Source organism: Paenibacillus nasutitermitis (assembly GCF_014641075.1).
Taxonomy (GTDB): domain Bacteria; phylum Bacillota; class Bacilli; order Paenibacillales; family Paenibacillaceae; genus Paenibacillus_Z; species Paenibacillus_Z nasutitermitis.
The window spans coordinates 1,476,313-1,491,006 of sequence record NZ_BMHP01000002.1 but is presented as its reverse complement, the minus strand read 5'-3'; the positions used below and the strand labels follow the sequence as shown (position 1 = coordinate 1,491,006).

General features: G+C 49.6%; 16 protein-coding genes. 5 read left to right on the top strand and 11 right to left on the bottom strand.

What is annotated here, in order from left to right; genetic code table 11:
• Positions 1–61: 61 nt before the first annotated feature.
• On the bottom strand, positions 62–1,180 hold the full coding sequence (ytvI, locus tag IEY46_RS16970) for a sporulation integral membrane protein YtvI (RefSeq protein ID WP_188993133.1): 1,119 nt from the start codon (positions 1,178–1,180) through the stop codon (positions 62–64).
• Between the two features lie 219 nt (positions 1,181–1,399).
• Here ytvI and IEY46_RS16965 point away from each other — a divergent pair, with 219 nt between their 5' ends.
• Positions 1,400–2,818: a polysaccharide deacetylase family protein gene (locus IEY46_RS16965; protein ID WP_188993132.1), complete on the top strand. Its 1,419-nt coding sequence runs from the start codon at positions 1,400–1,402 to the stop codon at positions 2,816–2,818.
• Positions 2,819–2,832: 14 nt separating this feature from the next.
• On the opposite strand, the gene IEY46_RS16960 is transcribed toward IEY46_RS16965, so the two are convergent.
• Together IEY46_RS16960 and ilvD are read right to left on the bottom strand one after the other, a co-directional pair.
• The gene (locus IEY46_RS16960) at positions 2,833–3,228 is read right to left on the bottom strand and encodes a copper amine oxidase N-terminal domain-containing protein (protein ID WP_188993131.1); all 396 of its coding nucleotides are present in this window, start codon (positions 3,226–3,228) and stop codon (positions 2,833–2,835) included.
• Between the two features lie 202 nt (positions 3,229–3,430).
• A complete protein-coding gene (ilvD, locus tag IEY46_RS16955; RefSeq protein WP_188993130.1) occupies positions 3,431–5,116 on the bottom strand; it encodes a dihydroxy-acid dehydratase in 1,686 nt (561 codons plus the stop codon).
• 230 nt (positions 5,117–5,346) lie between these two features.
• On the opposite strand from ilvD, the gene IEY46_RS16950 reads away from it, so the two are divergent.
• Complete coding sequence (locus IEY46_RS16950; protein WP_188993129.1) at positions 5,347–5,802, top strand: MarR family winged helix-turn-helix transcriptional regulator; 456 nt, start codon at positions 5,347–5,349, stop codon at positions 5,800–5,802.
• A gap of 220 nt (positions 5,803–6,022) precedes the next feature.
• On the opposite strand, the gene IEY46_RS16945 is transcribed toward IEY46_RS16950, so the two are convergent.
• On the bottom strand, positions 6,023–6,370 hold the full coding sequence (locus IEY46_RS16945) for a hypothetical protein (RefSeq protein WP_188993128.1): 348 nt from the start codon (positions 6,368–6,370) through the stop codon (positions 6,023–6,025).
• A gap of 249 nt (positions 6,371–6,619) precedes the next feature.
• Here IEY46_RS16945 and IEY46_RS16940 point away from each other — a divergent pair, with 249 nt between their 5' ends.
• Positions 6,620–6,889: a hypothetical protein gene (locus tag IEY46_RS16940; RefSeq protein ID WP_229750334.1), complete on the top strand. Its 270-nt coding sequence runs from the start codon at positions 6,620–6,622 to the stop codon at positions 6,887–6,889.
• A gap of 251 nt (positions 6,890–7,140) precedes the next feature.
• On the opposite strand, the gene lplA is transcribed toward IEY46_RS16940, so the two are convergent.
• The 4 genes from lplA to IEY46_RS16920 form a co-directional block, all read right to left on the bottom strand.
• Complete coding sequence (gene lplA, locus IEY46_RS16935; protein ID WP_188993949.1) at positions 7,141–8,142, bottom strand: lipoate--protein ligase; 1,002 nt, start codon at positions 8,140–8,142, stop codon at positions 7,141–7,143.
• A gap of 273 nt (positions 8,143–8,415) precedes the next feature.
• Positions 8,416–8,676: a hypothetical protein gene (locus tag IEY46_RS16930; protein ID WP_188993127.1), complete on the bottom strand. Its 261-nt coding sequence runs from the start codon at positions 8,674–8,676 to the stop codon at positions 8,416–8,418.
• Between the two features lie 205 nt (positions 8,677–8,881).
• Positions 8,882–9,715: a phytanoyl-CoA dioxygenase family protein gene (locus IEY46_RS16925; RefSeq protein WP_188993126.1), complete on the bottom strand. Its 834-nt coding sequence runs from the start codon at positions 9,713–9,715 to the stop codon at positions 8,882–8,884.
• 91 nt (positions 9,716–9,806) lie between these two features.
• The gene (locus tag IEY46_RS16920; RefSeq protein WP_188993125.1) at positions 9,807–10,673 is read right to left on the bottom strand and encodes an AraC family transcriptional regulator; all 867 of its coding nucleotides are present in this window, start codon (positions 10,671–10,673) and stop codon (positions 9,807–9,809) included.
• A gap of 163 nt (positions 10,674–10,836) precedes the next feature.
• On the opposite strand from IEY46_RS16920, the gene IEY46_RS16915 reads away from it, so the two are divergent.
• Both IEY46_RS16915 and IEY46_RS16910 read left to right on the top strand, forming a co-directional pair.
• Positions 10,837–11,430 (top strand): TetR/AcrR family transcriptional regulator, encoded by a 594-nt coding sequence (locus IEY46_RS16915; protein ID WP_188993124.1) that lies wholly within the window; start codon positions 10,837–10,839, stop codon positions 11,428–11,430.
• 111 nt (positions 11,431–11,541) lie between these two features.
• On the top strand, positions 11,542–12,969 hold the full coding sequence (locus tag IEY46_RS16910) for a DHA2 family efflux MFS transporter permease subunit (protein WP_229750393.1): 1,428 nt from the start codon (positions 11,542–11,544) through the stop codon (positions 12,967–12,969).
• A gap of 109 nt (positions 12,970–13,078) precedes the next feature.
• On the opposite strand, the gene IEY46_RS16905 is transcribed toward IEY46_RS16910, so the two are convergent.
• The 3 genes from IEY46_RS16905 to IEY46_RS16895 are packed head-to-tail and all read right to left on the bottom strand — an operon-like array spanning position 13,079 to position 14,324.
• Entirely contained in the window at positions 13,079–13,390 is a 312-nt protein-coding gene (locus IEY46_RS16905; protein WP_188993122.1) for a DMT family transporter, read from the bottom strand.
• Complete coding sequence (locus IEY46_RS16900; RefSeq protein WP_188993121.1) at positions 13,390–13,728, bottom strand: DMT family transporter; 339 nt, start codon at positions 13,726–13,728, stop codon at positions 13,390–13,392. Before IEY46_RS16900 ends, IEY46_RS16905 begins: the two co-directional genes overlap by 1 nt.
• Before the next feature lie 5 nt (positions 13,729–13,733).
• The gene (locus IEY46_RS16895; RefSeq protein WP_188993120.1) at positions 13,734–14,324 is read right to left on the bottom strand and encodes a TetR/AcrR family transcriptional regulator; all 591 of its coding nucleotides are present in this window, start codon (positions 14,322–14,324) and stop codon (positions 13,734–13,736) included.
• Positions 14,325–14,694: the final 370 nt, after the last annotated feature.

The window sequence follows — 14,694 nt, the reverse complement described above, 5'->3', positions numbered from 1 at the left end:
AGCCTGCGTCCTGCCTCAAAGGAGGGGGATGCAGGCTTTTTTCATCGTCGCGTGCGGCAGGTCATGATGCGGCCTGCGGCGGCTGCGGCGGGGTTTGGTCATATTCGTCCCGGGGAAGATGGATCCAACGGTGAAAATATCCCTGATCATACAGGGCTTTAATCAAAATCATAAGAATAGGCGACAGAATAACACCTGCCACGCCGAACAAGGAAAGTGAAATAATCATAAAGGCCAGCATCGTAAAAGCCGAAACGCCCAGTGTGTCTCCCGTAATCTTGGGTTCAAGGATTTGCCGGGTCAGAACTACAGCCAGGAACAACACTGTCAGCCATATGGCAAGTGTCGTTTGTCCGACGATAAACAAATAAATGATCCATGGGATAAAGACAGTTCCTACACCTAGAAGCGGAAGGACATCGAAAACAGCGGATAGCAGGGAAATCGAAAAAGCATTTTCGACGCCGAGCAGCAGCAGGGAGACGAAGATCACGGCAAAGGTGATGGAGATCAGCTTGCCCTGCGCTTTCAGATAACCGCTGATCCCTGCAAAAACATTATTCCGCAAAAAATAATAAGCGGTTTTAAACGTTTTTGGCGTTTTCTTCCGTGCTGTCTTCTTCCAGTCGGCAATTTCAAGACTGAGAAAATAGGCCAGAATGATGCCAATGGCAAAGTTGAAAATGAAGGTGGATACGGACTTCAGATAGCCACCCAGAGAAAGCAGGAAAGCGGTGGCAATTTTTTGACCCCAGTTGGTGATGTATCCGACGAGTTCAGTGGCTTTATCGGTTATGCCCGGGGGGAGTGCCTGCATCTTCCCTTCTATATATGCGGAATTCTTCTGGAATTGATCTGTAAACAACTGCTGATAATAAGGAAGCTTCTCGGCCAGGCCGGTAATTTGGGTCGTCATGATAAAGCCTGCGCCGACAAAGACGCCAACAATAATCAGGGTGAAAATAAGCACGGAGATGCCAGCGGCAATGGATTTCCTGATGCCCATCCGCGTCATCCACCGTGTCGGCGGCTCAATAAACATGAATATAATGAAGCATAAGAAGATGGGGGTGGCGATACGATAGAAATAGCTGAATGCGAACATGACCAGGTAAACGGTGAGGGCAATCAATGCAATATCAAATGCGGTACGCCAGTATTTCTGGTAGAAAGAAATCATCGTGCTGCTCCTTTGCGAATATAATGACGGGATATTCATCCTGATTGTACACTAAGTGGCGGGAGTTTCCATAGTGTTTTCTTTTTTTCGAAAGACAAGCTTTGGGCAACAATCGTAGCCGTTCTCCCAAGCATTATGTTACAATGAAAATAAGGAACATTAGTGCTCCGTCTACCAGTGTTAGCAGGGATATAAACTAGGGTGGTGGGGAATAGAGATATGGAGAACTTCCTGCTATGGGGCTTTTATATTTTGACTTTTTACGCTTTTTTACCTGGACTAATAAGTCGGACATTCGGATTTCGGGTATTCAAGAAGGGGCTTGCCAACAAAGAAATTGCACTCACATTCGATGATGGACCGGATCCCATATATACGCCTATACTCCTGGATTTATTAAAGCGTTATAACGCCAAGGCCACATTTTTTGTTGTAGGGATACATGCTGAAAGACATCCCGAGCTGCTCAAACGCATGCATGATGAAGGGCATATTATCGGCATACACAACTATGTACACAAGTCCAACTGGTTTATGCGCCCGAGAACCGTTACCCGGCAAATTCACCGGACATCGGAATTGATCAGGCAAGCAACCGGCGTGCCGTCCGCCTATTATCGTCCTCCTTGGGGAATTGTCAATCTGTTCGATTTCTCTAACATGGGCCATCTGCAGATTATTCTATGGTCGTCGCTGTTTGGAGATTGGCGCAAAAGAGTGGGCGCTGCCCGTCTCAAGAAACGCTTGATGAAGAAGCTTGTTCCCGGCGAAGTCATCTTGCTGCATGATTGCGGTGCTACATTGGGAGCGGATCTGGAGGCGCCGGCGAACATGCTGGAGGCGCTTGAATGTTATCTGGAGGAAGGCACACACCGCGGCTTGCGGTTTGTGGACATATCGGAAATGATTGCGATTACGGACAGGAACAAAAACAGCCGCCGGGAGCTTGGATGGCTTAAGCGCGCCACGATTGCCTGCTGGATGGGTTGGGAGAAAATTTTCCATTTTCTGTTTCGCGTCAAATCCGGAGGAGACGATTCGATCTTTCATATCCGGGTGGTGCCGTACCGCGGGGAACCGCTTAAGCTGTCGGACGGCCAGATCATCAAGGACAAGGATGAGGTTATCGAACTGCATTTCGACAACAGCAAGCTGCTGCGATTGATGACAGAAGCGCGTTCCATGATGCATGTTGCGATTCGGCTTATCCGTGAAGTGGAGAAAGGAATGCCCAAGCTCGCGGCTCAAATCGCGGGAAGGCAGGAGTTTGAACATGTTCAGGGATTATATGGAATCAGTATGATAAATCGCGGAGCCGAGCAGTTCGGCTTCAGCGTGCTTGATTTGCCGAAAGGCTTGTTCGACAGAATGACCCGAATATATCTGAAGCTTCTGCTTCTGGTGCTTCACCCTTCAGGCAAGCGCAGAGTCAAGGATAAGGGCAGCAAGCTGACACCGCGTATTATTGCCATGTCAATGGAGGAGTTCTGGCACCGGTACGGCAATGGGGATGATTTTACCTCCAAGTGGTCCGCTGCCGCGGGATATGAGGATAAGCTGCAGGCGCCGGGCAGGCCGGCTGCGGTATCGCATGCCGTGTATGATAACGGGAATGCCGTCAGGGATTTTACTCCTTAACGGCATTTCTTTTTTTATTTCTGCCGCATCCAGGGTGGGAGAATAATGGACCGGGGAATTAATACAATCGCATTTCCGTGCCAGGTGACCTCCCACCCGAGCAGATCTGCAATATATCGAAGCGGGATCTGTGTTCTTCCTTCGCGGGTGATGATGGGACTGCCTACTTCCTTGCGGAGGCCGTTAAACAGGATGATGGAGCTCCCGGACCAGAATGTGAGCTGCTTCTCCTTTGCTGTAAGATGTATGGTATGATCTATTTTGTTGTATTTAACCTGCGCTTGAACCGATTCGGCTAATGCGTGAAGGGATACATAAAGGCGATTGTCGATGATGAACGGGTTGGCATTCAGAGGGACAGCGTCATTCTCCACTGAAAGGGGGTTATTTTCTCCATCATTGGTAATCAAATCATCACTCCTCAAAGCGTCATAACATAATTGGTATTAACCAATGTTTAAAGGATTCTAACTATATGTAAGGGAAGCGACAAGCAAGCCGTCTGCCTGATACCTCCCACTTAACGATAAAAACCGCTTTGCCCCTGGCAAATTATATGCCTCAGGCAAAGCGGTTTTTTTTAGATAAGTCTCCGCGCTTACTTGCGGATATTTACATTTTCATTACGCCGCCGGTGCTGGCATTCGTCACCAGATAAGAATAACGGGCCAGGTAGCCTCTTTTGATTTTCTGCTCAAAGCCTTTCCAGTTCGCTTTGCGCTGATCGAACTCTTCATCGCTGATAAGCAGGTTCATCGTGCGGTTATTCATATCCAGCTCAATCATGTCGCCGTCATTGACGAATGCAATCGGTCCGCCTTCTGCCGCTTCCGGCGAAACATGTCCGATGCTGATGCCGCGGGAAGCGCCGGAGAAACGTCCGTCCGTAACCAGTCCAACTTTCGCGCCAAGTCCCATTCCGACGATTTGCGAGGTAGGAGCAAGCATCTCGGGCATACCCGGTCCGCCTTTAGGACCTTCATAGCGAATGACCACAACATGGCCTTCTTTAACTTTGCCGCCGGCAATGCCCGCAAGCGCTTCGTCCTGAGAATCGAAGCAGATGGCAGGGCCTTTGAGATAACCGCCAACCGACTTGTCAACAGCACCTACTTTGATAATCGCTCCGCCCGGAGCGAGGTTTCCGAACAGAACCGCCAGTCCTCCGCGCTCGCTATGCGGATTGTCCAGAGGGCGGATCACATCGGTGTCCAGAATCTCGGCTCCCGCTACATTCTCGCGGAGCGTTTTTCCGGTTACTGTTATAACGTCCCCGGTCAGGGCGCCTTCTTTTTTGAAGAGCTCATTGATAATCGCACTCACGCCGCCAGCATTGTGCACATCTTCAATGTGATAATCGGAAGCGGGAGCAACCTTGGCCAGATGCGGAACCCGGCTTGCTACTTCGTTAATGCGTTCGATCGGATATTCGATTCCGGCTTCATGGGCAATAGCCAACGTATGAAGCACGGTGTTGGTGGATCCACCCATTGCCATATCCAGTGCGAAGGCATTATCAATCGAATCAATTGTAACGATATCGCGCGGCTTGATGTCCAGTTCAATCAGATTCATCAATTGGCGCGCCGCCTGTTTGACGAACTCCCTGCGCTCCGGGGACACCGCGAGAATGGTGCCGTTGCCCGGCAGGGCAAGTCCGAGACCTTCAGCCAGACAGTTCATGGAATTGGCTGTGAACATGCCCGAGCATGATCCACAGGTCGGACAGCCGTACTGTTCAAGCTCCTGAAGAGCGGCATCGTCGATTTTACCTGCCTGATGCGCGCCAACCCCTTCAAATACGCTGGAAAGCGAAATCGAACGTCCATCGGCTGTTTTGCCGGCTTTCATCGGGCCGCCGCTGACGAGCATGGTCGGGATGTTGACACGAAGGGCGCCCATAATCATCCCAGGGGTGATTTTGTCGCAGTTCGGGATACAAACCATTCCGTCGAACCAGTGGGCGTTTACAACGGTTTCCACGGAATCGGCAATAATTTCGCGGCTTGCCAGTGAGTAGCGCATCCCGATATGGCCCATTGCGATACCATCGTCAACGCCGATCGTATTGAATTCAAACGGGATACCGCCTGCTTCGCGGATCGCCTCTTTTACGAGCTTGCCGAATTCCTGAAGATGCATATGACCTGGAATAATATCAATATACGAGTTGCAAACGGCAATGAAGGGCTTGTTGAAGTCCTCTTCCTTGACACCGGCAGCGCGCAGCAAGCTGCGGTGCGGAGCGCGGTCGAATCCCTTTTTGATCATATCTGAACGCATTCTTTTTGTTGCCATGCTAGTCCCTCCAATGTGTAAGTAAAGAGCTTTGTGCCCGTACTTCGGACATCCCAAACCTCTTTGACATAAGTCCAGATTCATAGATTAATACCTATAAGTTTATCACAACGAAAGCGTTGTGGCTAGCTTGGGAGAAGGAAGGGGGAAGCGGGCAGATAGAGAAGTTTACAACTAAAATATATTGATTTAAAATAAAAGCTGGAGATTAGCGAAGGGTGTGGTCAGCTATGAAAGAGCAGCGCCAGCAGGATTTGATTCAGTTAGAAAATGCGTTTATCCAAATGAAACGTCGGATGGACTCCGAATGGACCAAAACGAATGGATTTGGCTTGAATGGGATGCAAGCCCGTATCCTTATCCGGTTGTTTGAAGACGGATCGCAGAAAGCTTCGGTGCTGGCTGAGAAGCTGCTTGTTACCGCAGGGGCGATCACAGGGATCGCCGACAAGCTGATCGATATGGAATATCTGGAGAGAGAACGCGATCTAGATGACCGCCGTGTCGTGAATCTGGTGATTACGGAAAAGGGAAAAGCGGTTGTCCAGAAGCTTAAAGGCAAGCGCGCCGAAATATCCGAGATGATGTTCACAGGCTTGTCGGACGATGATGTAAAGCAGTTAACCCGCTTGTTTAATCAGATTATTGCCAATATGGACAGAGCCCGGGAACAGAACAAAAACTGAGGCGATGCCCGCTTAGAGATATACCGACCAGACCGTTATTGCCGATTGCGATGACGGTTGTTTTATTTAACGGGTTATTGGGGAAGGAATTTGAATGAATGAACGGCCTCTCCGAGTGTGACAAACATGAAAAAAACCTTGCCGCACAAAGAGAATGTGATCTCTTGGCTTCAAGGCTCCGGATTAAGCATCATGCAGGAAAAAAAACCAAAACCTGCCGTTACATCGCGATAGGCTTGCGGGATGAGAGCAGATTCTTAATCTGATTCTGTCTCCATTTGGACACCGGAACTTGTTTCTCTTCGCTGCCGCATCCCTTAAAATGAATGATTCCGTCGTCCATGGATAACATTTTCCCCGCATTTACATAACAATTCGCATTGACCTTAACGAACCGTCCATCCGCGATATAGGACTGCAGTTGGTCAGCGCTCATGCTCTTCTTTATGTTATAATTTCTGCCGTGGAAGCTTACCAGACCCAGCCGGCCGACGTTGAAATAAAGAATATCCGTCTCTACCTCGAAGTTTTCATACACATTTCGTTCGGTTACTGCTACATTCATCATGTGAAGCGCCCCCTTAATAAGATGAATTTGTTAGCGCTTTCATGATATCATAAAATTACACCCAAGGGAACGGTTTTTTGTGAGAAATGAAGAAATTTTTTGGAGGAACTGCAAAATTTGCGGACAAACTGTTTACAATTGACTCGCCAGCCTTAGCTGCTGCTCTTTTCTTTTTTCTGCGGATCATGTACATTTTAGGGAAGACATGCTTCGTTCCATGTGAACAGGTGTGAAGGAGGAAACGAGATAGTGAACATCAAAATTACGAATGCTTCCATGACGCATGATTCCGAAGAAGGTTACAAGGGACATGTTTCCTTTGAGGTTGAGGGCCACAAGCATCCTTACGAAGTAACGCTGCTTACGAAAAAAGGGAAGATGTGGGATTACAGCCTGAGCTTTGGCAAGGAGTCAGGATCCGAAGAGGAAATTTTTGCCGTGGAGAAAGCGCTGGAGGAAGATGACGAATTGTTCGACCTTATCGTAGAGGCGGCCGAGGACAGTCTGGAACAGGCTTAAAGGCGAGTGAGCCGCAAGTTTGAATAGGGCAGAAGCGGACTGGGACTTATAAAGCGCGTAACAGGTGCAAAGCCCGCCTCAAGACACGCTGATGCGCCAGTTAGCGCTTTTTTCAACAATAAGCACGTTTAAGTTTTCACGTATGCCAGGTTTATACTTTTAAGGGGAGAAACGGCTTCGCCGCAAAGGACGGCATTAGCCGTTTCTTCTTGTATTTACCGGGTTAGAGGTTTCATCGCCCCCGTCTTCATTTAGTCGCGCGGCAGCAGCAGACCCATCCATTCGTCTATCGACAAGGGACCGAAATAACGGCTAATATCAACAGAAGCAAGCGCTTGGCGGATCGCAGTCTCTTCATACGGAACGCCGGCGAGCAGCTGCTCGATCTCCGCAACATCATAGGCGCCGAAAAAATCGCCGAAGATCTTGATGCCATTTATCCGGCCTTCTTCCACATCCAGGCGGACATCAATGATGCCGGAAGCAAATTTACGGATGTTCTGAATATTGGACTTGGGGGACCGGCCATAGTTCCAATCCCAGCTGCGGTAACGCTCGTCCGCCAGCCGCATGGCGGCCTCCCAGTCCTCGTCGCTGAAGCGGTATTCCGGCACCTCTTCGGGTTCGCATTGAAACAGCTCGCGCAGGAGAGCGGCGCGGAACTGTGCGGTTGTCATCGGCTGACTCAGAAACTCGGAAATATTGGCGACCCTGCCGCGGACCGATTTGGTTCCTTTGGATTCGATTTTAATGGATTTGACACGCAAAGCGGATGCTACATTCTCCATGGCGGAATCAAACAGCAGCGTGCCGTGGGTGAACAATCTCCCCTTTGCGGCAAATTGGGCATTCCCCGAGATTTTTCGTTCCCCGATCTGAATATCATTGCGTCCGGTGAGGGCGGCTTTAACGCCAAGCTTGTGCAGCGCGTCAATGACAGGCTGGGTGAACTTGGTGAAATTATGAAATGAGCTGCCGTCGTCTTTAGTGATGAAGCTGTAATTGAGATTGCCGAGGTCATGATAAACAGCACCTCCTCCGGACAGCCGCCTTACGACATGAATGCCTTGGTCGCGGACATAATCCGCGTTGATTTCCTCTATGGTATTCTGATTCTTGCCTATAATAATTGAAGGCTCATTGATGTAGAAAAGCAAATAGCTGTTGTCCATGGGTAAATTGCGCAGGGCATATTCCTCAAGAGCCAAATTAACCGCAGGATCGGTAATTCCCCGGTTGTCCAAAAAAAGCAGCATCGATGCGCCTCCTTGTCATTCGTATGTTCTTTCATTAGAGCAGGGAAAAGAAGCAAAGTCAAACGCCCTATTAGGGAATCGCTCTCACCAAATGATTGCAGCGGGTTTCGCGGAAATTCCGGGCAACGATACCTCTATTCCGGGAATGTTTGATAGAAAGGCACCCGGTTGCGCGCGAAAAGCCTCCCAACCGCCCGTAAGGCGGTCCGGAGGCTTTTTTGGCCGTTTGGCAGACAATCAGCAAGCTGGCAGGTTTCTGGCAATGCCTGGTTATCTGCTGCGTTTTTTGCTGCTGGTTTTCGTGGATTTGCGTTTGCTGGATACGTTGCACATAATATCTTTTTCCTTATACGTGTACAGATGTTCGGGTACAGGGACGCAGTGATGCTGATTAATGACTTCGATTTGGTGAACAATAGGCTGTACTTGCGGGTGGAAATAATCGTTAACAATATATTGCGGAGGATCAAAAATAGCGGGCAGTGGAGGACAACATTTGTCCTCGCAGGGATTTACATGATTATTAGACATGGTTTCAAGCTCCCTTCAAGGTAAGTTCGGTTTCTGTATATCCTATGTCCCACAGGAAGCGATTGATTGTACACTTATCTCGTAGACAACTGTCTGCGGTACGGATGACGCCTCTGGAAGATAGTGAACCTACCGGGATTCCCGCATAAAGGCAACCAGCCATGCCGGGGAAGTCCCTGACATGGCTGGTAGGCGTGCGGATTCGTTATTCTCCGTACAGAACGGGAAATGGAGCGCCGGCGAACAAATCGCCGTCTTTGCCGCCCAGAATCGCCACATTCATATGGTTGTCGCCTTTTGTTCCTGCCTTATAGCGCGTTTCGCCCGTCATCAGATGCACCGCCAGGGATCGACGGGGCATGTCGGTGGTATTGGGGCCGCTGCCGTGGATCGTCAAGGCATGATGGAAGCTGACCTGTCCCGCTTTCATGATCAACGGAACGGTACGGAATTTCTCGCCCTCGGGCAGATGGATCTGCTTCTCCTGTTTCGTCAAATCCTGCTCGAAGAAGTCATTGACATTTACGAGCCCCCACTTGCTGCTGCGGGGAACGACCTGCATACAGCCATTGGACAAATCCACATCGTCAAAGGCTACCCAAGCTGTAATAAGCGAAGGCTCTGCGGCGGCGCGCCAGTAAGAGTAATCCTGATGCCAGCCCACATTGGCGGAGTTACGCTGCCCGACGCGGGGCCGGCCCGGCTTGTAAAGCAGCTGATCATGCCACAACCGGATCGAATCCGCCTTCATCAGAAGGGCGGCAATCTGTCCGATCAGCGGGTCGGTTGCAAGTCCGCGCAGGACAGGGTCGGCCCAATGGGAGTTGTCGGTCTTGCGCAGTCCATTGCCGTCCTCAGGCTTCCAATAGCCGGCGAAGGGTGGGTGACCGCTCTCAAAAATACCGCTGTGCACCTGCTCCATATGCTCTCTAAGTTGTTGCAGCCTGCTATCATCAATGATTTTCGGCGAAATCCAATACCCGTTTTCTTCAAAAAAGTCCTGATCTGCGGCTTGAGGCAAAAGTTGATTATCGTTCATGTCAGCTGTCTCCTTCTTAAGCGATTATGCTTACTCAGGTACAGTTTAAAGGTTGGAGGCGGACGGGTCTTTATGAGATATCTCCTTCTATTTAACGTTTTTCGTCATTTGCGTTGTCGGTCCGTTTGGGCTGCCTGGCCTGCTGCCGGTAGGAAAGCGGGGAGAGGCCTGTAAGCCGTTTGAAGAACAGGCTGAAATGATGGATGCCGCCAAAGTCCAGACGCTCGGCAATGAGCGTGACGGAATCATTGGATTCCCCCAGCCAATATTTGGCGCGGTCCAGGCAAAGCGAACGGATATAATATCCAAGCGGCACACCCATGCAGCGTTTGAATTCCCGTTCGAGATGGGTTCGGCTCAAGTGGACCATCCCGGCGAGCTCGCGCACATCGTGATGAAACCGGACAAACTCATGCAGATGGGAAAGCAGCGCTTTAATGGCGGGCGTCACGAGTTTGGGATGGTTGTCCGGGGATCCGTTTTTCTGGTAGGTGCGAATGACACAGACAAGCATTTGCAGAAAATAACCTTGCACAATGACATTGGCATGGATATGCTGGCGGTTGATTTCTTCAAAAATCAGATCGCAAATACGTTTAACCGATCCGGATTCGTCCTTGACGACCCGAACCGCGCCCAATTCGATATAATCCAGCTCAAGCGAGCGGAGTCCGTCGATCTGAAAACCGAGGTAATAAAGCCGGTATGGCAGCCGGCCGTTGGCCGCGCCTTGATGCCGCTCGCCTGGCTTTGTCAGAAACAAATCTCCCGCTTCCACCTCGTACAGGAAATTATCGATGGCAAACCAGCCTTCCCCCTCATCCACATAACAAAGCTCAAAATGATCATGTTCATGTTTCTTCACATCCCAGGACTGTTTGGAGACGATACCGATATAGGTCAGACTTTCAAAAAGCGACCGGAAAGGCAGCTCCTTCCTCACTTCATCCTGCTCCATGATGGTTCATCCTCTCCCGCCGGCGCATAGGCTTGTAACCGAATTATAGCGGATAATTCACGTTCTGGCACTATAAAGCAGGGACATAAAAAAGGTTGACACGAGGATTGCAGCTCCGTTAAATTTAAATAGACCGTTCGTTATAATTTTTGGGGGTAATCCGATGGCCATCAAACAAAATTCACGTGAAAGCATACTGGAGACAGCCTCCCGGCTGTTTTTTAAACAAGGCTATCATGCAACGGGTTTGAATCAGATTATTAAAGAGAGCGTATGTCCCAAAGGCTCCCTCTATTATTATTTCCCCGAAGGGAAGGAGGAGCTCGCTCTGGAGTGCATTTCTTTGGTAAAGGAGGTTGTAATCGGGAAATGGCGGGTGCATTTTTCCGGATGTGAGGACCCTGTCAAATCCATTCAGGCTTTTATTCAGGATATAACAGACGAAGCGGTAATGACGGACTTTGAAGGTTTCATGCCTTTCAGCTTCTGGTTATCCGTGGAAACTTCATGCATCAGCAATCGTCTGCGGTCCGCTTGTCAGGATGTGTTAACGAATTGGCAATCGTTTGTTGCCGGGCAATTGGTTCGGGCGGGGATGCAGCGAAGCAGCGCATTGGAGACGGCCATGGTCATCATCTCCCTGCTGGAGGGAGCGCTTATCCTTGCCCAGACGAACAAAGACAAGACGCCGCTTATGGCGGCATACAGGCATATTCCTTTTATCGTCAAGGAAGAGTTGGAATCGCGTGGCAAATAAAAAGTGATAAAAACAGAGAGAATGAATAGGAGAATGAGAAACGTGGAAGCAAGTATACCAACAGGTTCAGTCAAGACCGAACCTGGCCAGACCTTTAGAATCATACCGATTATGGTTTCGCTGTTGATCAGCGGGTTTATCGGCTTATTCAGTGAAACGGCCCTTAATGTCGCTCTTACCGATTTGATGCAGCTGCTCGATATCTCTGCCGCTACTGTGCAGTGGCTTACGACAGGCTATCTGCTTACACTTGGAATTCTGGTCCCGGTTTCGGGCATGCTGCTGCAATGGTTCACCACCAGGCAGCTATTTGTTGCTTCACTGAGTTTCTCCATTCTGGGGACGCTTGTCGCTGCGCTTGCAGGCAGCTTTGAGATGCTGCTGGCTGCCAGGGTTATCCAGGCAATCGGAACAGGACTGCTGCTCCCTCTAATGTTTAATACCATCCTGGTTATTTTTCCCGTCGAGAAACGGGGAGCGGCAATGGGCATCATTGGCCTGGTCATCATGTTCGCACCGGCAATCGGCCCGACCTTTGCCGGCCTCTTGATCGAGAATCTGAGCTGGCATTGGATTTTCTGGCTGTCGCTGCCATTCCTGGTGATCGCACTCGCCTGCGGTATCCTGTATATGCAGAATGTGTCGACGATTACAAAACCAAAATTCGATATCGCATCGATTTTATTTTCCTCGCTCGGCTTCGGTGGAATCGTGTTCGGTTTCAGCAGTGCAGGAGAGGGAGAAGGAGCCTGGGGCTCAACCAAGGTCATTGTCGCAATTGCGATTGGAGTCATAGCGCTCCTGCTGTTCGCGCTTCGCCAGTTTTCAATGAAACAGCCAATGATCAATCTGCGTGCGTTCAAATATCCGATGTTTACTGTCGGCGTTCTGATGGTCTTTATTTGCATGATGGTCATTCTGTCCTCGATGCTGATCCTTCCCATGTATTTGCAGCAGGGTATGAAGATGACCGCTTTAACAACTGGTTTGATCCTGCTGCCAGGCGGAATTATCAACGGCGTGCTGTCTCCGGTCATGGGGCATTTATTTGATAAATATGGTCCGAGATGGCTGGTCATACCTGGACTTGTTATTGTATCGGTTGTGCTATGGTTCTGCTCCGGCATTACCACGGCATCGACTACAGCTTTGATCATCACTCTTCATTCCTGTCTAATGATTGGAATCGCCATGGTATTCATGCCGGCTCAGACGAATGGCCTCAATCAGCTGCCCCGGCATTTTTATCCCGATGGGACAGCGATCATGAACACGCTCCAGCAAGTTGCCGGAGCGATCGGCACGGCGCTTGCCGTGAGCATCATGACCGCAGGCCAGGTGAAGTTTATGAAGTCGGCGGCCAATCCCGCCGATCCGGCAATGAAATCCGAAGCATTGACAGCAGGCATACAGAACGCCTTTATTTTTGGCATGACGGTTGCTCTTATTGGTCTTGTTCTGGCCTTGTTTATCAGACGCGTAAATGTGCATAAAGATGTCAAACCGGCTGTTACGGCCAAGCAATCGCAAAGCGCTTAAGCCGTTCATTATTTCCCGGGAATTAAAAATTACTCATAATTAAAGAAGGCGGGCTGCTCCCGGAGCAGTTCGCCTTCTTTTTTGAACGTTTGTTCGTAATGGAACAGCTTCACGAAACCAGCTTCAAGCCGACAGCCGATCCCAGAATCATGGCGATAAAAAGAAGCCTGCGCCATTCTTTGGGTTCCCCGTACATGAACATCCCGAGCAGGGTGGCGCCAACGGTACCGAGTCCTGTCCACACGGCATATGCCGTTCCCATCGGGATGGTTTTCATCGCATAAGACAACAGCGTGAAGCTGATGCCGAAAGAAAGAATTAAATAGAATAAGGCATCCCATTTCTTCATCGTCAGCCGTTTAATATTAATGACTCCGAAGATTTCCATGACTCCCGCCAATACAATTGCTCCCCAAGCCATTATACAGCCTCCTCCCTGGTTTTTTCGCCTGTGACGGCTTTCAATCCGATTACACCCGCCAGCAGGACCGCAACAAGGATGATTTTGGAGATTTTAAACGGTTCGCCGAACAACAGCATCTCCACAATGACAGATCCGCCCGTTCCAAGACCGGCGAATACGGCGTAAACGGTTCCTACCGGCAGCTTGCTGCTGGATAGGACGATGGCCAGGAAACTGATTGCAATAGCTATGCCCGTTCCGACCCATTCCAAGGCCGTATCGGAATGTTTCAGGCCCGACACCCAGACAATCTCAAGCAAGCCGGATAAAATGACATAAAGCCAATAGCGATTCATAGATGTCAAGCTCCTTCCAGGCAGGAAGTCACTCCCCGCCAATAAATAAGCCAAGCCGCCTCAACCCGTTTGTTGTAGCGTTCGGGGCCGCCGTAGATCAATTCCACGATTACCCCGTCCACAAGCGTAAGATAAGCAATGGCCGCTTCCTCATAATCTGCGCAAACAAAGGCACCGACATGATGCAATTTCTTTAAATATTTGATCAGTGCGCGCTGCAAGCCGTCAATAAAGGGATTTGCAATGTCCGCCAGCTCCTGATACAGCTTGTCAGGGGGGAAATAGATCATCCGCAGCAAACATTTGGCCGCATCGTTCAATCCGTATTCTTCCAAAATCCAGGTAAACAGTCCTTTCAGGATTTTTTCCGGCGGTTCGTCTTGATGGGCTTTGAAATATTCAAGTATGCCGCGCTGTACCGTTTGGAATACATCCCCGATGACATGCAGGAACAGATCATCCTTGCCTTTAAAATGCGCATAAATGGAAGGCTTCTTGATCCCGACTTCATCTGCGATTTGGCTCAGGGAAGCCCCTTCATAGCCGCTGCGGGCAAAATGGGAGAGGGCCGCTTTTTGGATCTCGATTTTACTCATATTAACCACCTACCTAACGTTCGTTAGGTGAATAATCTCACATTAAGACCCTGATGTCAACAGGAGCAAAAAAAAATCCCCTGAGGGGAGAAAGACGTTTAGTTTGTCAAACCAGGCGGAGTGTCAGCCTTAGTATATCCTCATTATTAGTTTTCCCATCAACCGGAAAAACACCGGGATGCAGCCACCCGCAGCGGGGCCACGACATTCGTTGCTTCTTATAAGCGATTTTATGCCAATCATACTTTCAGGAGTCAACCTTTACACGGAAAGCGCTTTAATGTTAATGTTTTGTACAGAACGAAAGCCCAAACGGCTAGATCTACTATCCATTTGGTGTAATCTTGTGTTAACCGGGTTTTGATATCAT